22 protein-coding genes are annotated in these 22,235 nt (G+C 56.5%); 10 read left to right on the top strand and 12 right to left on the bottom strand.

The window, feature by feature from the left end:
- Positions 1-78: 78 nt before the first annotated feature.
- From IM265_RS18070 to IM265_RS18055, 4 genes are read right to left on the bottom strand one after another with little or no spacing between them, the layout of a single operon-like run.
- A complete protein-coding gene (locus IM265_RS18070) occupies positions 79-1,122 on the bottom strand; it encodes a fimbrial protein (RefSeq protein ID WP_193031706.1) in 1,044 nt (347 codons plus the stop codon).
- 10 nt (positions 1,123-1,132) lie between these two features.
- On the bottom strand, positions 1,133-3,640 hold the full coding sequence (locus IM265_RS18065; protein ID WP_193031704.1) for a fimbria/pilus outer membrane usher protein: 2,508 nt from the start codon (positions 3,638-3,640) through the stop codon (positions 1,133-1,135).
- 37 nt (positions 3,641-3,677) lie between these two features.
- Positions 3,678-4,361, bottom strand: coding sequence for a molecular chaperone (locus IM265_RS18060; RefSeq protein WP_041911869.1), 684 nt, complete (start codon positions 4,359-4,361; stop codon positions 3,678-3,680).
- 55 nt (positions 4,362-4,416) lie between these two features.
- A complete protein-coding gene (locus IM265_RS18055) occupies positions 4,417-4,971 on the bottom strand; it encodes a fimbrial protein (RefSeq protein ID WP_182034955.1) in 555 nt (184 codons plus the stop codon).
- Positions 4,972-5,547: 576 nt separating this feature from the next.
- On the opposite strand from IM265_RS18055, the gene IM265_RS18050 reads away from it, so the two are divergent.
- Positions 5,548-6,573 (top strand): TerC/Alx family metal homeostasis membrane protein, encoded by a 1,026-nt coding sequence (locus IM265_RS18050; protein ID WP_028014727.1) that lies wholly within the window; start codon positions 5,548-5,550, stop codon positions 6,571-6,573.
- A gap of 60 nt (positions 6,574-6,633) precedes the next feature.
- On the opposite strand, the gene IM265_RS18045 is transcribed toward IM265_RS18050, so the two are convergent.
- Entirely contained in the window at positions 6,634-7,296 is a 663-nt protein-coding gene (locus IM265_RS18045; protein WP_028014726.1) for an HAD family hydrolase, read from the bottom strand.
- 240 nt (positions 7,297-7,536) lie between these two features.
- On the opposite strand from IM265_RS18045, the gene IM265_RS18040 reads away from it, so the two are divergent.
- The gene (locus IM265_RS18040; RefSeq protein WP_193031702.1) at positions 7,537-8,064 is read left to right on the top strand and encodes an NlpC/P60 family protein; all 528 of its coding nucleotides are present in this window, start codon (positions 7,537-7,539) and stop codon (positions 8,062-8,064) included.
- A 5-nt stretch (positions 8,065-8,069) separates the two neighbouring features.
- Here the strand turns inward: IM265_RS18040 and IM265_RS18035 are convergent, their stop codons facing one another.
- Together IM265_RS18035 and IM265_RS18030 are read right to left on the bottom strand one after the other, a co-directional pair.
- Positions 8,070-8,864, bottom strand: a complete 795-nt coding sequence (locus tag IM265_RS18035; protein WP_193031726.1) for an SDR family NAD(P)-dependent oxidoreductase — start codon at positions 8,862-8,864, stop codon at positions 8,070-8,072.
- A 32-nt stretch (positions 8,865-8,896) separates the two neighbouring features.
- On the bottom strand, positions 8,897-9,778 hold the full coding sequence (locus IM265_RS18030; RefSeq protein WP_045259394.1) for a LysR family transcriptional regulator: 882 nt from the start codon (positions 9,776-9,778) through the stop codon (positions 8,897-8,899).
- A gap of 99 nt (positions 9,779-9,877) precedes the next feature.
- Between IM265_RS18030 and IM265_RS18025 the strand changes: the two genes are divergently transcribed.
- The 8 genes from IM265_RS18025 to arnF all read left to right on the top strand — a co-directional run bounded on the left by IM265_RS18025 (position 9,878) and on the right by arnF (position 18,074).
- A complete protein-coding gene (locus tag IM265_RS18025) occupies positions 9,878-10,384 on the top strand; it encodes a phenolic acid decarboxylase (protein WP_193031700.1) in 507 nt (168 codons plus the stop codon).
- A gap of 323 nt (positions 10,385-10,707) precedes the next feature.
- Positions 10,708-11,847: a UDP-4-amino-4-deoxy-L-arabinose aminotransferase gene (gene arnB, locus IM265_RS18020; protein ID WP_193031724.1), complete on the top strand. Its 1,140-nt coding sequence runs from the start codon at positions 10,708-10,710 to the stop codon at positions 11,845-11,847.
- A 1-nt stretch (position 11,848) separates the two neighbouring features.
- Complete coding sequence (arnC, locus tag IM265_RS18015) at positions 11,849-12,832, top strand: undecaprenyl-phosphate 4-deoxy-4-formamido-L-arabinose transferase (protein ID WP_041911876.1); 984 nt, start codon at positions 11,849-11,851, stop codon at positions 12,830-12,832.
- On the top strand, positions 12,829-14,811 hold the full coding sequence (gene arnA, locus IM265_RS18010) for a bifunctional UDP-4-amino-4-deoxy-L-arabinose formyltransferase/UDP-glucuronic acid oxidase ArnA (protein WP_041911877.1): 1,983 nt from the start codon (positions 12,829-12,831) through the stop codon (positions 14,809-14,811). The genes arnC and arnA overlap by 4 nt, the downstream gene beginning before the upstream one ends.
- Positions 14,808-15,710: a 4-deoxy-4-formamido-L-arabinose-phosphoundecaprenol deformylase gene (arnD, locus tag IM265_RS18005; protein ID WP_193031698.1), complete on the top strand. Its 903-nt coding sequence runs from the start codon at positions 14,808-14,810 to the stop codon at positions 15,708-15,710. The genes arnA and arnD overlap by 4 nt, the downstream gene beginning before the upstream one ends.
- Positions 15,707-17,362, top strand: a complete 1,656-nt coding sequence (gene arnT / locus IM265_RS18000; protein WP_192979069.1) for a lipid IV(A) 4-amino-4-deoxy-L-arabinosyltransferase — start codon at positions 15,707-15,709, stop codon at positions 17,360-17,362. The genes arnD and arnT overlap by 4 nt, the downstream gene beginning before the upstream one ends.
- On the top strand, positions 17,362-17,697 hold the full coding sequence (arnE, locus tag IM265_RS17995; RefSeq protein ID WP_049138155.1) for a 4-amino-4-deoxy-L-arabinose-phosphoundecaprenol flippase subunit ArnE: 336 nt from the start codon (positions 17,362-17,364) through the stop codon (positions 17,695-17,697). Before arnT ends, arnE begins: the two co-directional genes overlap by 1 nt.
- Entirely contained in the window at positions 17,694-18,074 is a 381-nt protein-coding gene (gene arnF / locus IM265_RS17990) for a 4-amino-4-deoxy-L-arabinose-phosphoundecaprenol flippase subunit ArnF (RefSeq protein ID WP_028014715.1), read from the top strand. Before arnE ends, arnF begins: the two co-directional genes overlap by 4 nt.
- Here the strand turns inward: arnF and acpT are convergent.
- The 5 genes from acpT to IM265_RS17965 are packed head-to-tail and all read right to left on the bottom strand — an operon-like array spanning position 18,031 to position 22,235.
- The gene (gene acpT / locus IM265_RS17985) at positions 18,031-18,639 is read right to left on the bottom strand and encodes a 4'-phosphopantetheinyl transferase AcpT (RefSeq protein ID WP_100171197.1); all 609 of its coding nucleotides are present in this window, start codon (positions 18,637-18,639) and stop codon (positions 18,031-18,033) included. The genes arnF and acpT overlap by 44 nt on opposite strands.
- Before the next feature lie 2 nt (positions 18,640-18,641).
- Entirely contained in the window at positions 18,642-19,871 is a 1,230-nt protein-coding gene (locus IM265_RS17980) for a beta-ketoacyl-ACP synthase (protein WP_028014713.1), read from the bottom strand.
- On the bottom strand, positions 19,868-20,599 hold the full coding sequence (locus IM265_RS17975) for a 3-ketoacyl-ACP reductase FabG2 (RefSeq protein WP_028014712.1): 732 nt from the start codon (positions 20,597-20,599) through the stop codon (positions 19,868-19,870). The genes IM265_RS17980 and IM265_RS17975 overlap by 4 nt, the downstream gene beginning before the upstream one ends.
- A complete protein-coding gene (locus tag IM265_RS17970) occupies positions 20,596-21,069 on the bottom strand; it encodes a 3-hydroxy-fatty acyl-ACP dehydratase (RefSeq protein ID WP_045259387.1) in 474 nt (157 codons plus the stop codon). The genes IM265_RS17975 and IM265_RS17970 overlap by 4 nt, the downstream gene beginning before the upstream one ends.
- Positions 21,066-22,235, bottom strand: coding sequence for a beta-ketoacyl-[acyl-carrier-protein] synthase family protein (locus IM265_RS17965; RefSeq protein ID WP_182034963.1), 1,170 nt, complete (start codon positions 22,233-22,235; stop codon positions 21,066-21,068). The genes IM265_RS17970 and IM265_RS17965 overlap by 4 nt, the downstream gene beginning before the upstream one ends.

Raw genomic sequence — 22,235 nt, 5'->3', positions numbered from 1 at the left:
CATACCCGGCAACTCATTTGTATAGCGCTATGTGTTGCCGGGAAATAAGAGGTTTCTACGCTGTATTAAGTTTTTTCTTTATTTAAACTCGAAATCCAGCGTGGATGTGGCTTCAAATTTTCCTGGTTGTGGAGACTTTTCTCCTTGTTGGACAGGTGTTGCTATAATAGTGACATTCCCCTCCTGCGTTGGTACGGCCGAACTGCTGCCATCAATTTTATTCCCGTTGTGTTCAAGTTTTATCCCTAAATCATTGCGCTCACCTTCATCATTATGGGTCTTGATAAAACCAGAGCCATTAAAATCGGACGCGCGGAACTTAATACTCACCTTGCTTTCATCTTCAGGATTTTTGCAAGTCACACGAATATCCACGCTTTTTTGCTTACTGGTGGCCTCGGGCTTAAATTCATTCGCGGTAATATTGCCAAACGGGACCTTGATGGTTTGCCCGTCATTAATCATGCATTGTGGTGGAATATCAATTGACAGTTGGAAATTAAGTGTGACAAAAGGTCTGGAGGTGTCATAACTCCCCGTCTGTTTTTTGGCAAAAATGGTCACTAATTCCTGCATAGGAATATCAATGCGGCCTGAAGGAAGCGGTTTAGTTAATTCCAGAGAGACAGTCCCGCTGGAGCCGGTTGCGAACAGAGTATGGTCGTTTTTATCATTACAGTTATTTGTCGCAGGACGTCCATTATCAACACCGGCGGTATTACTCAAATCAACCGGGATATACCGCAATTCATCCTCGCCACCAAGAACGACATTTATACCGATATTAATACCCTTTTCCGCATCCAGAGGATAATAGATAAAGTCTGCGTTACGTTTGCCGCCTCCTGTGCCCAGTTTCGAACTGGTAAATAGAAATAAGATACTTTCTTGCAAGCTGGAGTCCTGACAGAAGCAGATACCATTAAAATTACCTTTATTATTCCATGTGGATTGGGTTGTGCCGGGTACGTCGTCGGCAGTAAGGTTTTCGATAATATCAAACTTGTGCGCCTGGCCAGATACGGTTGATGTCGGCCAGCAGCTTCCTACAACATCAGCATAAGCTGGCGCGCCCATCAATCCCCCTGCAGCCAGGCACGCGAGTAACGTTAATTTTTTCATTTTAATTCCTTTATTTATTAACGGATGATTTGCAGGTCTGCGTTAACTGCACAATTCCGCTAATCGTGGGTTCCTGGCCAGAAAGCTGATAGTGAACCTGGCAACGCTGATCGGGTTTCTTACCCCAGCTCACGTCTAACGTCCCTTTTTCCGCCATCCCGGTGAGGAATACGCTGCCTTCATCACCCACAATGCTGCTGGTGGTATTCTGAGAAACAATGGCACCGAACGGAACGGGTTTGCCCTGCGCATCTTTCAGCGTCATCATCAGGCGTTTACCCACCGCCGTGGTGAAACGTGCCCGAACGATAGCCCCCCGGGTGGGAACGACTTTATGGCTGTTACTTTCCAGCTCGACATCGTCAGGTAATGTATCGGGACGCAGCTGGATATTGCTCTCCTGATAAGGTGTCAGGTAAGGCACCACCGCATAGCCCCAGGGGTCGGTGCGCACGCCAGTGTGGTTACGGACGCTGACACCTGCGGCATCCGGCGCTTCAACCAGAGCGACCGTTTCACCCAGCGACTGCGCCAGCGTGACGCCATGAGGATGAACCAGCACGCCCCCGCGCAGGCTGTAATTCAGCCGCTGCGCGTCCCGGCTATAGCCATACCCGGCGCCAACCTGCGCATAGCGTCCGTTATAGCTAAGCGAGGCATCGCTGCTGTTTGCCTGGCTCCCTGGGTTGATATTCTGCTGTACGCTCCAGTTCAGGTTATTGTCCTCAAGGGCGCTGCCGCTCAGGGAAACACTGTGGCCTGGCGAGCGTTTTTCCGCCGCAGAGAAGGTGTAACCGGCACGTGTGGAGCGGAGCCATTTGTCCAGAGGGACGCTCACGCTCAGGCTGAACAGATTGTCCTGGTTATAGAGACGCTGGTTATCCTCTTTTGTCACGTTCAGATAGTGGTTGTAATTCAGGCTATAGCTGATCCCGTTCCAGCTGTTGCCATAGCCCAGCGTGGCGGAGGTCGTGCGTTTTTGGCTCGTGTGGTAGTCCTCGCTGACCAGCATGGCGGAGAGATAGCCGAGGTTTTCTCCCAGGTTTTGGTTTAGCGTCAGTTCTGTACGGCTACGGCGTCGATCCAGGCGCGAGGGTTGCGAGTGATAGCTGCTCAGGGTTTCACCGAGCGTGTAGAAATCGGACGTCGAGTAGCGATAGCCCGCAATCGCAACGTTAGTGCCGGTAGTCAGCAGATTTTTGTTATAGCGCAGGCGTAGCGACTGTCCCCGGTTTTTCTCTGCCTGTTTAGTGGTGGCCCAGGCCTGGGTAATATCAAATGACAGTGCGCCAAAATCGCCCATGTTTTTACCCATGCCAAAAAGCAGGGACTGATATTGACTGGCAGCCTGCATGCCTCCGTATATCGAGGTTTCCCACGGGAGACCGTAAATCAGGCTCCCTTGTGAAAACAGGGCATTCTCAGCATCGCTGCTGCTGGAACGATAGCTGCCGCTAATGACTTCATATTTGTATTGCCCTTCCCGCTGCATAACCGCTAACGACGCGTAAGGCACTAAAGAGACTTGTTCGCTGCCATCCGCCTCTTTCACCACAACTTTCAGCTCGCCGCTGCTGCCGAGGTAAAGATCGTTGATGACAAATTCACCGGGCGGGACATAGCTTTGATAAATGCTGTAGCCGTTCTGAAAAATAGTGATCTGGGCATTAGTACGAGCAATACCGCGGATCACCGGCGCATAGCCTCGCAGGCTGCCCGGAAGCATCTGTTCATCCGAGTAAAGCTGAACGCCGCGAAACGGGGTGCTATCAAAGACTTCTGCGGTAGAACTGTTATCCCCGACAATCAGCTGGCTATTCAGGGCGCTGATATCACGCTGCAGATAGGTATAAACCGATTCCCAGCGCCCAGCTTGCCCCTGGCTGTTACTCCAGGTCGAGAAATTGCGTAAACGCCAGGGTCCAACGTTCAGTCCCGGACGCAGGCTGAGGTACTGGCTATCGGTTCCCGTCCCGTTGTGCGAGGTCCACGTGGCGCCGCTGTAGTTGTAGCTGAGCATCAGGCCCGGAATACCCTGTTCCCGACGCGCAGGATCGATGTAGCCGTGAGCGTGGCTGTCCAGGGCCGCCTGGGGAATGCTGAGCCTTAACGCCTGCTCGCTGAAGTCAAATTCGCTGCTTGCGAGAGGGATCGCCGACAGATTCGCGCAGCCCTGGGTATCGTCCCGGAGCAACGGGAATGCCGCCGTTTTAACACCAAACGACTGGAGCGTCTCCTCGCTGAGGCAGGGTGCGAGGATATTTTTATGCTGCGCGTTCTCTTCGAGTCGAAACGTGATATCGCGCGTGTCGAACATTTTATTGTTAATAAACAGGTCAACACGATAAACGCCGGGTGTCTGGCTCTCTTTGTTCTCAAAGAGAGAAAGATCGACGGCGGTACGCGGCGCGCCACCCGTTTCCAGAAAGGCCGGGTCGAAGTAATCACTGGCGTATAATGCGCTGGGTAATATCCAGGCAAAGCAAAGCGCTGGACGAATGCCCCAAAATATAGTCATGAAAAAATACCCCTGTGAGGTTATTGTTTTAAAATCGTTATTCTATTTTTTGTGTGATTAACTGGCTGTTGCCGCCATAATCATTGATATATTTCCATTGCACGGTGGCATTGTTTTTCAAAAGCGTGTTCCTGAGCGTGAATGTTGTGCTGCTTTTAGGCGCGAGCATGTCAATCTCTGACCATGCTTTGTTATTGATCTTCACCTCCGCAAAGGAAATGTAATAAGACGAGTTGTTGCGTACAATGAGTTCGTTATTTTTAACAGACCATTGCACATTCTTACTAATATCCGTGGGTTCATCCATTAAATTTGACGGACGATAGAATAATTTGATTCGGGTATTTACCGCTATCTGCAGTTTATTAATATCCTCTCTGGAAGAGGAGGGGATCGATTTTACGTTGATCCAGAAAAGCGACTCGCGATCCTGCGGTAAAGGCGCGCCGTTATAGATAATACGTAGCGCGTTGGACTTACCTGCATCCATGCGAAAAAGCGGTGGCGTCACAATAAACGGGGCTTTGGTGCCCTGTGAATCTTTGCCCTGTACCCAGCTCTGTACCAGGAACGGGCTGGCAGTATTATTTCTGACTGTAATATTGCTCTCTTTCTTGTCCGCATGATATACCACCCGCGTATTGGATAAGGTCACACTGGCGTGTGACATACAAGAGCCAAAGAGCAGAGCCAGCAGCGTCAGATAGCGTTTCCTTAACATAAAACGTCCTTGCGTTCCGGGCTGTTATTCATTGCCCGGAACTGAGTTGAATGATTTATTTATAGATAATGGTGTAATCCGCAACCGCATCTGCCTTACCGGCGGTCACAGCATCCAGGGATGATTTATAACGGGCTGAATACAGCAGGGTGGCTGCCCCCGCGGTGCCATCACCGGTAATAGGAACAAATTTATTCGGGTTGTCGCCCAGTTTTAACGATGTTCCATCTTCATTCAGGAATTCAATACCCAAACCCGTTGCAGCGTCGCCACCGGTTTTAAGCGCGAGCAGATTATTATCATTAGCATCATAGGCACCGCCAAATCGTGCTCCGGCTGATTTAAGGACGGCGGTATCGCAGTTAGACAGTTCTATCTGGATACGGTGAATACCCGCAACGTCACCTTTTTCTTTAAATGCTGAAGACGAGATGGTACCCATATCGATCGTTGGGTTCCCGCCCTGACCGTTAATATCGACATCACAGGTGCTCGCGGTAATCATACCCGTGAATTCAATCGTCCCTGCGCCTTTACCTGGCGCTGCATGGCTGGAAGGACTGGCAATTGCAGCCAATAAAAATCCCATGGTAATAACGGATTTATTCATTTTTTAAAATATTCCTCAGTGTGTAAAAGGTAGAACAGTATTATTTCGGGTTAGTCACTCGAAAGCGTTGTTGTGGTCACGGGATGTGGATATTCCGCTAATATGAAACATTAAGGTGGATATTCATCATCGCTTACCAGTCCATGTGAAAAACTTCCATCACAAGAAGTCTGAATATTTTTCTGGGTCAGGTTAACAAGCGTTTAAAAAAAATAAAGTGAGAACGTCATGATTTGTCTTTGGTTGTTTTAAAATCAATGAGTTAGGTTGTTTTTATCAGGGTTTTATCAGCAATTCAGTGTGAGAATTTTACGGCTTATTTACTACTTGCCGTATGTCAGGTTCAGCTCAGATAATAAAACTTTCATAATAATGAAAGAATAATCTCCGGAAGAACACGTTGCCTTCCCGGAAGATGTAAGGGGAATCCTGGCGCTTTTAACATCACATATACATTGCCGGGCTGGCGCTAAGAAGTGTTATTATTATTCTCTTGCCCGGTGATACGGGCGTTTTCTTTTTTTTGTTGCAAACGTTGCCTCTGCCAGCGCGCAGATGAAGGTTAAGGATAGATTCATGGCTTCTGCTCATCTCGGTTTCCCGACTGAAACCGTTGTTGTCTTTGTGGTGATGGCCGTTGGGGCGATGTTTATCGACCTCTTCATGCACCGTCACGATAAACCTGTTTCGCTGAAAAGTGCGGCCATGTGGTCCGTTTTCTGGTTCTCGATGGCGATGGCCTTCGCCGGTTTTCTGTACATCCACCACGGCGCCGAGATGGCGAGCCTGTTCCTCACCGGTTACGCGCTGGAAGAGGTGCTCTCCATCGATAACCTGTTCGTGATGATGGCGATCTTTGCCTGGTTCGGCGTGCCGGATAAGTACCGTCACCGTGTGCTCTACTGGGGCGTGCTGGGGGCGATTGTCTTCCGCGGTATTTTCGTGGCGATCGGCACCAGCCTGCTGAGCCTGGGGCCGTACGTGGAGGTTATTTTTGCGCTGGTCGTCGGCTGGACGGCGGTGATGATGCTCAAGCGCAATGAAGAGAGTGACGAAGTGGAAGATTACTCGGGTCACCTTGCCTATCGCCTGGTGAAACGCTTCTATCCCGTCTGGCCCAAAATCAGCAGCAACGCGTTTATCCTGACGCAGAAAGAGGTGGATGCGGAGCTTGAAAAGCCGGAAAACCAGGACGTAACGGTTGGCCGCGTGAAGAAGGCGAAGCGCTACGCAACGCCGCTGCTGCTCTGCGTGGCAGTGGTGGAACTCTCTGACGTGATGTTCGCGTTTGACTCCGTACCGGCGATTATTGCGGTAAGCCGCGAGCCGCTGATTATCTACAGCGCCATGATGTTCGCCATTCTCGGCCTGCGTACCCTCTACTTTGTGCTGGAAGCGCTTAAGCAGTATCTGGTGCACCTGGAGAAAGCGGTGGTGCTGCTGCTGTTCTTCGTGGCGTTCAAGCTGGGTCTGAATGCGACCGATCACTTTTGGCACCACGGTTACAGCATTGGCGCGACGGCCAGCCTGTTTGTGGTGTTAGGTGTGCTGGCGCTGGGGATTATTGCGAGCGTGATGTTCCCGGGGAAACGTGAGGCCTGATGCACCGCTTTTCTCCCTCTCCCTGTGGGAGAGGGCTGGGGTGAGGGCAACAGACCGCACCTAACCCTTAATCGGTGAATTCCGGCGCTTGCGTGGGTGATGGAAGTGCCGCCAGTGAGGATCCTGCGCCGCGGCCAGCAGTTCGTGGTCGCCGCGGGTGTCGCCCCAGGCTCGCAGATGATAGTCGTTCAGATCGCCATACACCTTCTCCAGCCTCGCCACTTTCTGGGCGCAGCGGCAGTTATTGCCCGTAATGCGTCCCGTCAGCTTGCCGTCCTTCACTTCCAGCTGCGTGCCAATCAGCTTAATGCCGAGCCTGTCCGCCCACGGCTGGAGCACCAGCGCCGGCGACGCAGAGCAGATCGTCACTTCCGCGCCGGAATTCACCTCAGCCGCCACCGCCAGAACCCCTTCGGGGCGCATCAGCTTGTTCCAGTATTTTTCGCAAAAGGCTTCCGCCTGCTGGCGTAGCCAGTGTTCGTCCACGCCCGTCAGGAACGTTTTAATCAGCACTTCCTTCAGCTCATCACGCGTCAGCTTGCGGCGCACGCAGTGGAGCGTGGGCAGCGCCATGCGCACCAGACGACCCGCAAAGTAGCGTTTCCCAAAGGCAAAACGCAGGAAAGGGATAAAGCTGTCGTGGTGCGTGAGCGTCCCGTCAAAGTCAAAGACAGAGAGCACGCTGGATTTCGCCACCGTCTCGTCGGCAATCATATTGGTCATAAATACGTCTTAGCTGAATTACACATTCTGTCGATCAGTTTACCTGCTTTATCTGAACAGTCCTTACATCACCACCCTTTTTTTTCTCAATCTTGCGATCTGAAAGTGAGTCCAATTTTGGCCTCAATACTGATTGGTGAAAAAGTGAGCAGTCTATATTATCGCCACATCGAAAGATATTTCGGGGGAACGTTGGCCTCCACAGGTAAGGAAAAATTCACTCTTAGCTCCTGTTTAGATATGACATTCAGATCGCTTATTTCAATCCTCACGTTAAGTTTTGCTTCGTTTTCCGCACTGAGTTTTCAGTTGCCCGCATCGATGATCTCCGCCGATAGCACATTTGCGGAATCGCCGGTGAAGTCGGCCCTGCTTCGCCAGGAGACAGGCCCACTCCGCTCCCGGATACTGGCTCAATACCAGAAATGGAAAGGGACTCACTATCAGTGGGGCGGCACCACGCACCGCGGAGTGGATTGCTCCGCGCTTATGCAGCATCTGTTCAGCGATGCGGCGCATCTTTATCTGCCGCGCACGACGAGCGAGCAGATCCATCGCGGTGTACAGGTAGCGCAATACCGTCTGAAGGCGGGAGATTTGGTCTTCTTCCAGACGGGCCCGAACCGCAGACACGTTGGCGTGTATATCGGTAACAGCCAGTTTATTCATGCCTCCAGCAGCCAGGGCGTAACGGTCTCAACCCTGACTGATGACTACTGGCAGGATCGTTACATTACCGCCCGTCGTGTCGCGGGCAGCGCCGCCTGACGACATTAAATAATGTCATCCACCACGCCACCATCGACGCGCAATGCCGCGCCTGAGGTGGCGGAGGCCTGCTTCGAACAGACATAAATCACCATATTAGCCACCTCTTCAACGGTGGCGGCGCGCTGGATAACCGAGCTGGGGCGGTTGGTCATGACAAATTCTTTCGCCAGCTGCTCCAGCGATTTACCGGTTTTCTCGATCTCATCTTTCATCATTTCAGCGAAACCGTCGGACATCGTCGGGCCCGGCAGCACGCTGTTCACCGTCACGCCGCTTCCCGCCACGAACTTCGCCAGCCCGCGCGCCAGCGAAAGCTGTGCCGTTTTGGTCACCCCGTAGTGGATCATGTCTGCCGGGATATTGCAGGCTGACTCGGAGGAGATAAACACCACGCGGCCCCAGCCTTTTTTCACCATGCCCGGCAGCAGGGCGCGGGAGAGGCGCACGCCGGACATCACGTTGGTCTGCCAGTAGCGCTCCCAGGTTTCATCGTCGGTGCCATAGAAATCCTGCGGGCCGTAAATCCCGGCGTTGTTCACCAGAATATCGACGTCGCTCGTGACCTTCAGCAGCGATTCAACCCCTTCCGCGGTGCTGAGATCGGCAATGGCTGCACGCACCTGCACGCCAGGCACAACCTGCTGCAGCTGCTGAATACCTTTGTTCACCGAGTCGGTGCTGCGGCCATTAACGATCACTTCCGCGCCGCTTTCTGCCAGGCCTCTGGCAATGGCAAACCCGATCCCGCCGGTTGAGGCGGTGACCAGGGCCACTTTCCCTGCAAAGTCGATTTTCATCATCAGCTCCTTATCGTTTTAACGTTCGGACCTTAAAGCGTAGCAGGTGATGATGACGGCTCCTGGCTAAAAAGGCGCAGCAGGGTTTCAACCTGCTCATCCAGCGGGGCGAGGGTGCGCTTCACGATCAGATGCAGCGGTGTGGCCCGACGAACGCCGTGGCTCAGCGGGAGGAGTTTCAGTACGCCTTGCTCCAGCTGGGGCTGAATGCGTTCCTCTGGCAGCCAGCCGTAGCCGACCTGCGAGACGACCGCCTCTATGGCAGCGTCGATGGTCGAGAACGTCCACGACTCGCCGGCAGCCCGCGCGGCGTTCTGGCTGTCCGCAATCTGGATTAGCGGCCACGGGCGTAGCATCTCATCATTCAGCGGCGCGTCGAGGCTAAAGAGGGGATGCCGGTGATGCGCCACGGCGACAAAGTCAATGTTCATCAGCCATTCGCCGAGCCCGGTAATGTCCTGGCGGCGGGTTAAAACCATCACATCGGCCTCGTTGTTCATGGCATCGGCGCGGGTATTTTCCAGCACCTCCGTGAGGCGGACCTGAGTTTGCGGATACTGCTGCTGGAACTGACGCAGAATGGCGAACAGGCGGCGGCGTGGGAAAATCGAGTCCACCACCAGGTCCAGCCGCGTGCGCATCCCGTTACGAAGGGTCGCCGCGCGCGTCTCGACATACGAAAACGCTTTCAGCAGCGGTTTCACCTGGCCGAGAAGCAGTTCACCGGCCGGGGTCAACACCGCCCTGCGCCCCTCCGGCGCCAGCAGCGCCACGCCCAGCCGCTCCTGCAGCAGCGACAGGTTATAGCTCACCGAGGACTGACTGCGGTGGGTTTCTTCCGCAGCTTTGGCAAAGCTGCCCGCATCCACCACTTTTTCCAGTAGGGCCCACTGTTCCAGCGTCGTCTTGTGCATAATTTATCTAAAAATTGGATGAATTTGATTAAAACATAGCGTTATTCATTCATTTTTTGAAGGCTTAAGATCGTCTCATCAAAACGAAGGAGACATCTTATGAACACATTCGACAAACACGACTTAAGCGGCTTCGTTGGCAAACATCTGGTTTATACCTATGACAACGGCTGGAATTACGAAATTTACGTCAAAAACGAGACTACTCTCGACTACCGTATTCACAGCGGTCTGGTGGCGAACCGTTGGGTTAAAGATCAGCAGGCTTACATCGTGCGGGTAGGGGAGAGCATCTATAAAATCTCCTGGACCGAGCCAACCGGTACGGACGTTAGCCTGATTGTGAACCTGGTCGACAAACTGTTCCACGGCACTATCTTCTTCCCGCGTTGGGTCATGAACAACCCGGAAAAAACCGTCTGCTTCCAGAACGACCATATTCCGCTGATGAACAGCTATCGCGATGCGGGGCCGGCATATCCAACAGAAGTGATTGACGAATTTGCCACCATCACCTTTGTACGCGACTGCGGTGCGAACAACGAAAGCGTGATTGCCTGCGCGGCCAGCGAGTTACCGAAAAACTTTCCCGATAACTTAAAATAAGCGCGACAATTAACTAAAAAGAAAAGTTCCCGGTTATTTCTGCTTTTAAAGAAATAACCGGGATTTTTTTTGTTTGTTGATGTTCGGTTTAAAATAACATTTTGTAAAAATTGAGTTTGATCACGAAATAAATAATTCATAATTAAGTAAGCCATTGTTTATGAATGAATTAATATTGATTTAGTTACATCTTAATTACGCATCTTAATTTTTCCCTAAGAAATGAACGATACCTTGATATGAGTTTATGGTTCGTTGAAATAAACGAAAAAGTAATTGGTTAATATCAAGCGCGTGCCATTCTTATTGCAAGGAAATTAATGATGAGTGATTTTTTGCCTTTTTCCCGCCCGTCGATGGGTAGTGAGGAATTAGCGGCGTTGCAGGAGGTTTTAACCTCCGGCTGGATCACCACCGGGCCTAAAAATCAGGAACTTGAAGCGGCATTTTGTCAGCTGACGGGGAACCAGCACGCGATTGCCGTCTGCTCGGCGACGGCGGGCATGCACGTCACGCTGATGGCGCTGGATATTGGTCCGGGCGATGAGGTCATTACCCCCTCCCAAACCTGGGTCTCCACGCTGAATATGATCGTGCTGCTGGGCGCCACGCCGGTCATGATCGATGTGGACAAAGAGACATTGATGGTGACACCGGAAGCGGTTGAAGCCGCCATTACCCCGCGTACCAAAGCGATTATTCCCGTGCATTACGCCGGCGCGCCGTGTGATATCGACGCCATTCATGCCGTCGGTGAGCGTCACGGTATTCCGGTGATTGAAGACGCGGCCCATGCCGCCGGAACGTACTACAAGAACCGTCACGTGGGCTGGAAAGGCACGGCGATTTTTTCCTTCCATGCCATCAAAAACATGACCTGCGCGGAAGGTGGTTTAGTCGTCACGGATAACGCCCGGCTTGCCGCGCGGATCCGCAGCCTGAAATTCCACGGCCTGGGCGTGGATGCCTATGACCGCCAGACGCACGGCCGCGCGCCGCAGGCCGAAGTGATCTCCCCGGGCTTTAAGTACAACCTTGCAGATATCAATGCCGCGCTGGCGCTGGTACAGCTGGGCAAGCTGAAAGAGGCCAACCTACGCCGCGAGGCAATCGCGCAACGCTACCTGCGCGAGCTTGCCGATACGCCGTTCCTGCCGCTGAGCATTCCGTCATGGCCGCACGTTCACGCCTGGCACCTGTTTATTATTCGCGTTGATGAAGCGCGCTGCGGGATCTCACGCGACAACCTGATGGCCGCGCTGAAGGAGCAAGGCATCGGCACCGGCCTTCATTTCCGCGCGGCGCACACCCAAAAATACTACCGCGAGCGTTTTCCTGATGTATCGCTTCCGAATTCGGAATGGAACAGCGCGCGTATTTGTTCTCTCCCTCTTTTCCCGGACATGACTCATGACGACACAACCCGCGTCATTACCGCGCTCCATCAGCTTGCAGGACATTGATATGTTCAGCGCACCGCCTGTACAAAAAGTTTCTGTGGTCATCCCTGTTTATAACGAGCAGGAGAGCCTGCCCGAGCTGATCCGCCGCACCACGGCAGCCTGCGATACGCTGGGCAAAGCCTATGAAATTCTGCTGGTGGACGACGGCAGCAGTGATGATTCCGCGCTGATGCTGACCGAAGCCGCCCAGGCCGAAGGCAGCCATATTGTCGCCGTGCTGCTCAACCGTAACTATGGCCAGCACTCCGCCATTATGGCCGGGTTCAGCCACGTTACGGGCGATCTGATTATCACCCTGGACGCGGATCTGCAAAACCCGCCGGAGGAGATCCCGCGCCTGGTGGCGAAAGCCGACGAAGGCTATGACGTGGTCGGCACGGTGCGTCAGAACCGTCAGGACAGCCTGTTCCGCAAGCTGGCGTCGCGCACCATCAACCGTCTTATTCAGCGCACCACCGGTAAAGCAATGGGCGATTACGGCTGCATGCTGCGCGCCTACCGCCGCCATATTGTCGACGCCATGCTGCACTGCCATGAGCGCAGCACCTTTATTCCGATCCTCGCCAACACCTTTGCCCGCAAGGCAACGGAAATTCCGGTCCTGCACGCCGAGCGCGAGCACGGGGAATCGAAGTACAGCTTTATGCGTCTCATCAACCTGATGTACGACCTAGTCACCTGCCTGACCACCACGCCGCTGCGCCTGCTGAGCGTGTTCGGCAGCATCATCGCCCTGGCCGGCTTTACGCTGTCCGTCCTGCTGGTGGTGCTGCGGCTGGTCTTTGGCCCGCAGTGGGCGGCGGAAGGGGTCTTCATGCTTTTTGCCGTGCTGTTTATGTTCATCGGCGCCCAGTTCGTCGGAATGGGCCTGCTCGGTGAATACATAGGCCGTATCTATAACGATGTTCGCGCACGTCCGCGCTACTTTATTCAACGTGTTGTCCGTCAGGAACACAAAGCATCTCAAGAGGAAAACCACCCATGAAAGCCGTTGTATTTGCCTATCACGATATGGGGTGCGCGGGCACGCTGGCCCTGCTGGAAGCGGGCTATGACATTGCTGCAATCTTTACCCATCCGGATGCGGCGGGGGAGAATCACTTCTTCGGCTCCGTGGCGCGTATCGCCGCCGAGCGCGGTATTCCGGTGTATGCCCCGGACGACGTCAACCACCCGCTGTGGGTGGATCGCATCCGCGCGCTCGCACCTGATGTCATCTTCTCGTTCTACTATCGCAACCTGATCTGCGACGAGATCTTAGGCCTGGCCGCAAAAGGGGCGTTTAACCTTCACGGCTCTCTGCTGCCCGCCTACCGTGGCCGCGCGCCGCTGAACTGGGTGCTGGTCAACGGCGAAACGGAAACGGGCGTGACGCTGCACCGCATGGTGCGCCGCGCGGATGCCGGGGCCATCGTCGCCCAGCAGCGCGTGGCAATCGACGCGGATGAAACCGCGCTTGAGCTGCATCATAAACTCTGCACCGCGGCGCAAAGCCTGCTGCGTGACGCGCTGCCAGCCATCCTCAACGGCACCTTCAGCGAGACCGAGCAGGACGAAAGCAAGGCCAGCTGCTTTGGCCGCCGCGCGCCGGAAGATGGTCGCCTGGACTGGAATAAACCCGCCCGCCAGCTGCACAACCTGGTGCGCGCCGTGACCGACCCGTGGCCGGGCGCGTATAGCTTTGCAGGCGTAAGCAAATTTATCGTCTGGAAATCCCGCGTGCGTGACGATATCCCGGCCGCTAAGCCGGGCACCGTCGTCTCCGTCTCCCCGCTGATTGTGAGCTGCGGCGAGCAGGCGCTGGAGATCGTCACCGGGCAGACCGACAACGGCCTGTACGTTCAGGGCACGCAGCTGGCGCAGTCTCTGGGTCTGGTGGCCGGGGCGCTGATCACCAGCGCGCCGGTGGTTGCCATCAAGCGCCGCACGCGCGTGCTGATCCTCGGCGTGAACGGCTTTATCGGGAACCACCTGACCGAACGTCTGCTCAAAGACGATAACTACGAGATTTACGGTCTGGATATCGGCTCTGACGCCATCAGCCGTTTCCTCAACAACCCGCGCTTCCACTTTGTGGAAGGGGATATCAGCATTCACTCCGAGTGGATCGAATATCACATTAAAAAATGCGACGTGGTGCTGCCGCTGGTCGCCATCGCCACGCCAATCGAGTACACCCGTAACCCGCTGCGCGTGTTCGAGCTGGATTTCGAAGAGAACCTGAAGATCATCCGCGACTGCGTGAAATACGACAAGCGCATCATCTTCCCGTCCACCTCTGAAGTGTACGGCATGTGTACCGACAAAAACTTCGATGAGGATGCCTCCAGCCTGGTGGTCGGGCCGATCAACAAGCAGCGCTGGATTTACTCTGTCTCCAAGCAGCTGCTGGACCGCGTGATTTGGGCCTACGGCGAGAAAGAGGGTCTGCGCTTTACCCTGTTCCGTCCGTTTAACTGGATGGGCCCGCGTCTGGATAACCTGAACGCAGCGCGAATCGGCAGCTCCCGCGCGATCACTCAGCTGATCCTGAACCTGGTCGAAGGCTCGCCTATCAAGCTGATTGAAGGCGGGAGCCAGAAACGCTGCTTTACGGACATCAGCGACGGTATCGAAGCCCTGTTCCGCATCATTGAGAACAAAGATAACCGCTGCAACGGTGAGATCATTAACATCGGTAACCCGGAAAACGAGGCGAGCATTCGCGAGCTGGCAGAGATGCTACTGGCCAGCTTTGAGCGCCACCCGCTGCGCGATCGCTTCCCGCCGTTTGCCGGTTTCCGCGAAGTGGAAAGCAGCAGCTACTACGGTAAGGGCTACCAGGACGTCGAGCACCGTAAGCCAAGCATCCGCAACGCGAAGCGCTGCCTGAACTGGACGCCGACGGTGAAGATGGAGCAGACCATTGATGAAACGCTCGACTTCTTCCTGCGCACCGTGGAGCTATCGGAACAGGCCTCATGAAAAAAGTCGGTTTACGCATTGATGTCGACACCTTCAGGGGAACGCGTGACGGCGTGCCCAGACTGCTGGAACTGCTGAGCAGGCACGGCGTGCGTGCCAGCATTTTCTTCAGCGTGGGGCCTGACAACATGGGACGCCATTTATGGCGTCTGGTTAAACCGGCATTTCTGTTCAAAATGCTGCGCTCGCGCGCGGCATCCCTCTACGGCTGGGATATTTTGCTGGCTGGCACCGCCTGGCCCGGCAGACGCATCGGCGCGGGTAATGAAGCGGTTATCCGCGCGGCGGCGCAGCAACACGAGGTCGGCCTGCATGCCTGGGATCATCACGCCTGGCAGGCGTGGGCGGGCGTCTGGGATATCCCGCGCCTGTCCCGTGAGGTCGAGCGTGGAATGCTGGAACTTGAGGCCATCATCGGTCAGCCCGTGCGCTGCTCCGCCGTGGCGGGATGGCGTGCCGACCAGCGGGTGGTCAAAGCCAAAGAGCATTTCGCGTTTCGCTACAACAGCGACTGTCGTGGAACCGGGCCGTTTTTGCCGCTGTTGGGCGAAAATCGCTACGGTACTGTGCAAATTCCTGTCACGCTTCCTACGTGGGATGAGGTGGTGGGGCGCGAGGTGAAGGCGGAAGCATTTAATCGCTACATTCTGGACCGCATCCATCGTGACGCCGGAACGCCGGTCTATACCATCCATGCCGAAGTGGAAGGGATTGCCTGGCAGCATGATTTCGATGCGCTGCTGACGATGGCCGCTCAGGAAGGCATTGCGTTCTGTCCGTTGAGCGAGCTGCTGCCGGACGACCTCAGCACCCTGCCCGTGGGTAAAGTCGTCCGTAATGAACTGGCTGGCCGGGAAGGCTGGCTTGGCTATCAACAAACCGTGAGTCCGGTCCCATGAAAACAGCCCGTTATGGCGTAGCGCTTTTCGCACTGTTTATCGTTTATTACTTCATTCCGGTCGATATTCGCCTGCTGTGGCAGCCTGATGAAACGCGCTATGCGGAAATCAGCCGCGAAATGCTGGCATCGGGTGACTGGGTTGTCCCGCATTTCCTCGGGCTGCGCTACTTTGAAAAGCCGATTGCCGGCTACTGGATCAACACTATCGGACAATGGCTGTTCGGGCACACGAACTTTGCCGTACGCGCCGGGTCGATCTTCTCCACCGGGCTCGCGGCGCTGCTGGTGATCTGGATGGCCTGGCGTCTCTGGCGGGATAAGCGTACGGCCATTTTCTCCGGCCTGATCTTCCTGACCCTGTTCCTGGTGTATGGCATCGGCACCTATGCGGTGCTGGATCCCATCGTCACCCTGTGGCTGGTGGCGGCGATGTGCAGCTTCTGGCTCGCCTCACAGGCGCGCACCGTGGCCGGAAAAGCGGGCGGCTATGTGCTGCTTGGGCTGGCCTGCGGCATGGGGGTGATGACCAAAGGCTTTCTGGCGCTGGCGGTACCGGTGATCGGCGTGCTGCCGTGGGTGATTGCCCAAAAGCGCTGGAAAGAGGTGCTGATTTTTGGCTGGCTCGCGGTCCTGAGCTGCGTGCTGATTGTTCTGCCGTGGGGGCTGGCCATTGCGCACCGCGAGCCTGATTTCTGGCGCTACTTCTTCTGGGTTGAGCATATTCAGCGTTTTGCCCAGAGCGACGCGCAGCATAAAGCTCCGTTCTGGTATTACCTGCCGTTCCTGCTCGCGGGCAGCCTGCCGTGGCTGGCGCTGTTGCCAGGCGCGCTGCGTCTTGGCTGGAATGACAGACAAAACGCGGGCGGCGGGTTCTACCTGCTGGGGTGGGTGGTGATGCCGCTGCTGTTTTTCAGCATCGCTAAAGGCAAGCTGCCGACCTATATCCTGCCCTGTTTTGCCCCGCTGGCTATCCTGATGGCGCGCTATGCTTGCCTCGCGGCGGAAAAAGGGGCCAAAGCGTTGCGCATTAACGGCGGCATTAACCTGGCGTTTGGCGCTATCGGCGTGGTGGCGGCGCTGGCGGTTTCGCCGTGGGGGCTGGCTAAGCATCCGGTCTGGACATCGGTCGAACTGTATAAAGTCTTCTGCGCGGTGGTGGCGTTCCTCATCTGGGGCGCGGTAGGCTGGTTTACGCTGCGGCAGAGCCAGCGGCGCTGGTGGCTGGCGGCGCTGTGTCCTGCGGGTCTGGCGTTGTTGATTGGTTTTGCCATTCCGAACCTGGTGGTGGATTCCAAGCAGCCGCAGTCGCTGGTGGATACCGTGCGCGAGCCGCTACAGGGCAGCCGCTTTGTGCTGACCAATAACGTTGGCGTGGCCGCGGGCCTGGCGTGGGAGCTGAAGCGCAGTGACATCACGCTGTTTGCTCAGAGCGGCGAGCTGCGCTACGGGCTGGATTATCCCGATGCGAAAGATCGCTTTGTCAGTGAAGACGACTTCGCGCAGTGGCTGGCAACGCATCGTAAGCAGGGAAGCGTGTCGCTGGTGATGCTGCTGTCTAAACGTGACGATATTGCAGAGGCGAATTTACCGCAGCCGGACAATCTCTATATCCAGGGGCGTCTGGCCCTGCTGGAGTATCTGCCGAAGTGATGACCTGGACCTGGCTCATACTGGCAAGCCTGCTGAGCTGCGCGGGACAGCTGTGCCAGAAACAGGCTACCCGTCCGGCGAAAGGCGGACGGCGTGGCGCGCACATCATGCGGTGGCTTGGCCTGGCGATGCTGGCACTGGGCTGCGGAATGCTGGTCTGGCTGGTGGTGCTGCAGCGCCTGCCCGTCGGCGTAGCTTACCCTATGCTAAGCCTCAATTTTGTCTGGGTGACGCTGGCGGCGAAGGTCTTCTGGCGCGAGCACGTTGCTATGCACCACTGGCTGGGGGTCGGGTTCATTATCATGGGGATTATCGTGCTGGGAGGAAGCCTGTGAAAGGCGCGTTCTGGGCGTTATGCAGCGTGCTGTTAGTCAGCGCCGCACAGCTTTTGCTGCGCGATGCCATGCAGGCTCTGCCGCCGGTCAGCGATTTTCTGACGTTTATCTCCGCGCTGTGGCACGTTTCGTCCGGCACGGGCGCGCTGCTGCTGGGGTTAACGGGATACGTTGCCTCCATGGGCTGCTGGTATCTGGCGCTGCATCGCATGGCGCTCAGCAAAGCGTATGCCTTGCTGAGCCTCAGCTATATCCTGGTGTGGGGCGCGGCAATCCTGCTGCCCGGCTGGGGGGAGCACTTCTCCTGGCATGGGCTGCTGGGCGTCGCGTTGATTATGCTGGGTGTACTGGTGATTTTCCTGCCCCGACGTGAATAATCGACTCGGTGGTCAGGGTGTAAGGGGTCGAGGTACAGACGGCAAGGCTCAGAGAACCGAGCTGCAGCTGGCTGACCGAGTGCGACTGCGCCGTGCTGTCGATGCTGACAATCTGCCAGGCGCTGCCGCCGCGCTGTTTCACAATCGCTTCTTTGCGCGTCCAGATACGCCAGAAGGCAGAAAGCTGTTCCTCGGGCGCTTCACGCTCCAGCTCGTCATGCTCTGTCAGGCTGAAAACGGCGTTGGCCAGCGCCTGCCAGTTCTTGCGGGGGCGAATCACTTCGATATCGCAGCCCACTTCGCCTTCATCGCTCATCAGCAGGGCGATATCATCACCGCTATGGCTCAGGTTGAACCACAGCGGCTCCCCCTTCGCAAAAGCCGGCTTCCCCTGCTCGCCGTAAATGATGTCGGGGAGCGGGTGAGGGGATAATGTTCTGGCGAGCAGCGTCCGACCCGCCAGCCAGGAGGCCTGTCGTGCACCCTGAGGTGCCTTATCTGCAAGCGTTGACGCCAGCGGGTCCGCGCAAAGGGTGGAAATTTTTCCCAGTACAAACCGGTACATAGTTACGCCCAGCGTTTAATGATAATCGAGGTATTGATGCCGCCAAACGCGAAGTTATTGCTCTGCAGATACTCGCAGTCAATCTGACGGGCTTCTCCCATAATATAATCTAAAGCCCCGCATTGCTCATCCGGCTGCGTTAAATTGAGCGTCGGGGCAAACCAGCCTTCGCGCATCATCTGCAGGCTCATCCACGCTTCCAGCGCGCCGCAGGCCCCCAGCGTGTGGCCAAAATAGCTCTTCAGCGAGGAAACCGGCACGCTGTCACCGTAGATGGCGGCCGTGGCCTGGCTTTCGGCGATATCGCCGCGGTCGGTGGCGGTACCGTGCGCGGAGATATACCCCATATCCCGGGCGCTTAACCCCGCCATCGCCAGCGACTGCTCCATGCATATCTGCATGGTGTCACGCTGCGGCTGGGTGATATGGGCCGCGTCACAGTTGGTGGCAAAGCCCACGATCTCACCGTAGATGGTGGCCCCACGCGCTCTGGCGTGCTCAAGCTCCTCCAGAATCAGGGTGCCTGCGCCTTCCCCAATCACCAGACCATCGCGCTGCGTATCGAACGGCGAGGGGGTGGTTTTGGGTTCGTCGTTGCGCTGGCTGGTGGCAAACAGCGTGTCAAACACCGCCGCTTCAGACGGACAAAGCTCTTCCGCGCCCCCCGCGACCATCACGGTCTGATAGCCGTGGCGAATTGCCTCCCAGGCGTAGCCAATCGCCTGGCTGCCGGAGGTACAGGCGCTCGACGTTGGGATCACGCGGCCACGTAGTCCAAAGAACAGGCCGGTATTCACCGCGGTGGTGTGCGGCATCATCTGGACGTAGGTTGTCCCGGTGATGTTATTGGTGTGCTTTTCGGTAAGCATGGTCGCGAATTCGCTGACCGGGCCGGTGCTGCCTGTCGAAGAACCGTAGGCGATGCCGGTTTGCCCGTTGGTGAGCACCGCTTCGCCAATCAGCCCCGCCTGCTCCAGCGCCAGCTCGGTGGCGCGGGTCGACATCAGCGACACGCGGCCCATGGCGCGAATACGCTTGCGGGTATAGTGTTCCGGCAGCGCGAAATCGTCGATCGGCGCGCCCAGCAGGGTGTGCAGGCCATCATAAACCTGCCATTCCGGCATTTTACGCACGGCGTTTTCATACGCCAGCAGCCGGCTGGAAACGGACTGCCAGTTCTCGCCAAAGGCGGTGACGCCGCCCATGCCCGTAATCACCACGCGACGCGTCATAGCATTCCTCCGTTAATCGAAATGACCTGGCGGGTGACGTAGCCCGCGATATCCGACATCAGATAGCTTGCCAGCCCGGCGACCTCCTCTGCCTGGCCCATACGTTTCATTGGGATGATGGACATCGCTTCCTTAAGCGCGGCCTCCTCCATTTCAATCATGCCGGTATCAATCAGCCCTGGCGCAATACAGTTCACGGTGATTTTGCGTTTTGCCAGCTCGATCGCCAGCGCTTTGGTGGCGCCGATAATGCCCGCTTTGGCCGCGCTGTAGTTCACCTGGCCGCGGTTGCCCATCACGCCGGAGACGGAGGATAAGGTAATAATGCGCCCGCCTTGACGGGTGCCGATCATGGGCATAATGCAGGGGTGTATGACGTTATAAAAGCTGTCGAGATTGGTGTGGATCACGCTGTCCCAGTCGTCTTCACTCAGTGCCGGAAAAGCGCCATCGCGGGTAATTCCGGCGTTGCTGACCACGCCATACCATGCGCCATGGGCATCAATTTCCTGCTCAAGCACTTCACGGCACTGCTCGCGGTTGCCTACGTCAAACGAGAGTAAACGGCCGCTGCCGCCCGCCTGCGTGATGGCGTCCAGCGTCTCCTGCGCGCCTGCGGCATCACGATGGTAATGCACGCCGACGGTAAACCCGTCAGCGGCAAGCTGGCGGGCGATGGCGCGACCAATGCCTTTGCTGGCCCCTGTGACCAGTACGGAACGACTCATGCGTGGGATCCCTGATTAAAAAGCGATGTTAATTCTTCTGCAGTCGGCTGGAAGGTATTGACCCGGCCCGTGGCCAGCGTCTCTTCACCTGCGCAAATCGTGCATTCAAAACTGCCGAAGCGTTCGTCCTGCATCAGCAGCTTAACGGTAATGTCCAGCGTTAAGCCTTTGGCGAAACGCCCGCTGGCGCAGACCAGCTCGCGCGCGCCGAGCACCATGCCCAGCGCGATATGTTCCTGCCCCTGCTGCTGACGATGCCAGCCCGACCAGACGCCAACGGTCTGCGCCATTAGCTCGAGCGCGTACCAGCCCGGCAGGTCGCCATCGGCATTGAGAAACGGTGCCAGCACGCTTTGCCTGTCAACCGCTACGCGGCAGACCGCCATGTCATCCGTCACATTTTCAACGGACCCCAGCAGCATCATGGGCGCATCGTGCGGCAAATAGGCTTCGGGTGATAGATAGCTCATGACGTTCTCCCCAGCAGAATGCTGGCGTTATTGCCGCCAAACGCGAACGAGTTAGACAAAATCACCGGCTTTTTCAGGGCGGTGCTCTGGTGCAGCAGGCCGCACGACGCCAGCGTCTCGTCCGGAGCGTAGCGGGAAAAATCCTGCGGCGGCAAGGGCAGATCGCGCGTCAGGATAAGCCAGCTCAAAGCCGCTTCGGTAATGCCGGCAGCGCCCAGCGTGTGGCCGGTAAGGTGTTTGGTTGAACTGCACGGCACGCTTTCTCCGAAGAGATCGTGAACCACCTGTGATTCAATCTGATCGTTGAGCGGCGTGGCCGTGCCGTGCAGGTTGATGTAGCCGATGTCGTCCGGCTGCATGCCCGCTTCGCTGAGCGCCTGAGTGATAGCCCTTATCGCCCCGTCGCCCTGCGGATGCGGGGCGGAAATATGGTACGCATCGCTGGATTCGCCCGTGCCGAGCAGCGCCACGTCCGCGGGTTCCCGGCTTAATACCATCAGCGCCGCCGCTTCACCGATGGTGATCCCCCGGCGGTCCCGGCCAAACGGCTCGCAGAGCGTGGGGGAGAAGGATTCAAGACTGTTAAAGCCGTTCACGGGCATCCGGCTCAGGGTGTCTGCTCCGCCGACAATGGCGATATCCACCAGCCCTGCTTCGATCAGGCGTTTGCCGCCGATCATCGCCCGCGCGCTGGAGGAGCAGGCGGTGGAGATCGTATAAGCCGGGCCTTCAAGCTGCAGCCAGTTGGCGAGAAAGCGGGACGGATCGCCCAGCTCCTGCTGCGGATACTGCCAGCGCGTGCTGATCTCGCCGTCGGTCATGAGACGCACGTGCTCATCGCCTTCATCCAGCCCGGAGGTGCTGGTTCCCAGCACCACGGCCACGCGGTCGCGACCAACGCGAGCGATGGCCTCGTCAACGGCGGGCTGAATCTGCGCCAGCGCGGCCAGCAGCAGCTGGTTGTTGCGGGTGCGGTGTGCAGAGAAGGTGTCCGGGATGAGCGGCAGTTCGCCTTCCACCCCGCCCAGTACCGCTTCGGGCATTCCCTGCAGCCAGCCGGTCCGGGCGTGCATGCCCGGCGCCACGCCCGCAGCCAGGTTGGCGGCAATTTCATCAGGCGAGTTGCCCAGCGCGTTGACCATGCCAACAGCGGATATATAAATCAT

It is taken from the genome of Enterobacter cloacae complex sp. P17RS (assembly GCF_014895885.1).
Classification (GTDB): domain Bacteria; phylum Pseudomonadota; class Gammaproteobacteria; order Enterobacterales; family Enterobacteriaceae; genus Enterobacter; species Enterobacter bugandensis.
The sequence above is the reverse complement of the archived record's forward strand: the minus strand, read 5'-3'. Positions and strand labels throughout refer to the sequence as shown.

What these genes read in the sequence shown, in the direction of transcription:
- IM265_RS18070 (WP_193031706.1), bottom strand. Translation starts at nt 1,122, where the DNA reads ATGAAAAAATTAACGTTACTCGCGTGCCTGGCTGCAGGGGGATTGATG.
- IM265_RS18065 (WP_193031704.1), bottom strand. Translation starts at nt 3,640, where the DNA reads ATGACTATATTTTGGGGCATTCGTCCAGCGCTTTGCTTTGCCTGGATA.
- IM265_RS18060 (WP_041911869.1), bottom strand. Translation starts at nt 4,361, where the DNA reads ATGTTAAGGAAACGCTATCTGACGCTGCTGGCTCTGCTCTTTGGCTCT.
- IM265_RS18055 (WP_182034955.1), bottom strand. Translation starts at nt 4,971, where the DNA reads ATGAATAAATCCGTTATTACCATGGGATTTTTATTGGCTGCAATTGCC.
- IM265_RS18050 (WP_028014727.1), top strand. Translation starts at nt 5,548, where the DNA reads ATGGCTTCTGCTCATCTCGGTTTCCCGACTGAAACCGTTGTTGTCTTT.
- IM265_RS18045 (WP_028014726.1), bottom strand. Translation starts at nt 7,296, where the DNA reads ATGACCAATATGATTGCCGACGAGACGGTGGCGAAATCCAGCGTGCTC.
- IM265_RS18040 (WP_193031702.1), top strand. Translation starts at nt 7,537, where the DNA reads ATGACATTCAGATCGCTTATTTCAATCCTCACGTTAAGTTTTGCTTCG.
- IM265_RS18035 (WP_193031726.1), bottom strand. Translation starts at nt 8,864, where the DNA reads ATGAAAATCGACTTTGCAGGGAAAGTGGCCCTGGTCACCGCCTCAACC.
- IM265_RS18030 (WP_045259394.1), bottom strand. Translation starts at nt 9,778, where the DNA reads ATGCACAAGACGACGCTGGAACAGTGGGCCCTACTGGAAAAAGTGGTG.
- IM265_RS18025 (WP_193031700.1), top strand. Translation starts at nt 9,878, where the DNA reads ATGAACACATTCGACAAACACGACTTAAGCGGCTTCGTTGGCAAACAT.
- arnB (WP_193031724.1), top strand. Translation starts at nt 10,708, where the DNA reads ATGAGTGATTTTTTGCCTTTTTCCCGCCCGTCGATGGGTAGTGAGGAA.
- arnC (WP_041911876.1), top strand. Translation starts at nt 11,849, where the DNA reads ATGTTCAGCGCACCGCCTGTACAAAAAGTTTCTGTGGTCATCCCTGTT.
- arnA (WP_041911877.1), top strand. Translation starts at nt 12,829, where the DNA reads ATGAAAGCCGTTGTATTTGCCTATCACGATATGGGGTGCGCGGGCACG.
- arnD (WP_193031698.1), top strand. Translation starts at nt 14,808, where the DNA reads ATGAAAAAAGTCGGTTTACGCATTGATGTCGACACCTTCAGGGGAACG.
- arnT (WP_192979069.1), top strand. Translation starts at nt 15,707, where the DNA reads ATGAAAACAGCCCGTTATGGCGTAGCGCTTTTCGCACTGTTTATCGTT.
- arnE (WP_049138155.1), top strand. Translation starts at nt 17,362, where the DNA reads ATGACCTGGACCTGGCTCATACTGGCAAGCCTGCTGAGCTGCGCGGGA.
- acpT (WP_100171197.1), bottom strand. Translation starts at nt 18,639, where the DNA reads ATGTACCGGTTTGTACTGGGAAAAATTTCCACCCTTTGCGCGGACCCG.
- IM265_RS17980 (WP_028014713.1), bottom strand. Translation starts at nt 19,871, where the DNA reads ATGACGCGTCGCGTGGTGATTACGGGCATGGGCGGCGTCACCGCCTTT.
- IM265_RS17975 (WP_028014712.1), bottom strand. Translation starts at nt 20,599, where the DNA reads ATGAGTCGTTCCGTACTGGTCACAGGGGCCAGCAAAGGCATTGGTCGC.
- IM265_RS17970 (WP_045259387.1), bottom strand. Translation starts at nt 21,069, where the DNA reads ATGAGCTATCTATCACCCGAAGCCTATTTGCCGCACGATGCGCCCATG.
- IM265_RS17965 (WP_182034963.1), bottom strand. Translation starts at nt 22,235, where the DNA reads ATGATTTATATATCCGCTGTTGGCATGGTCAACGCGCTGGGCAACTCG.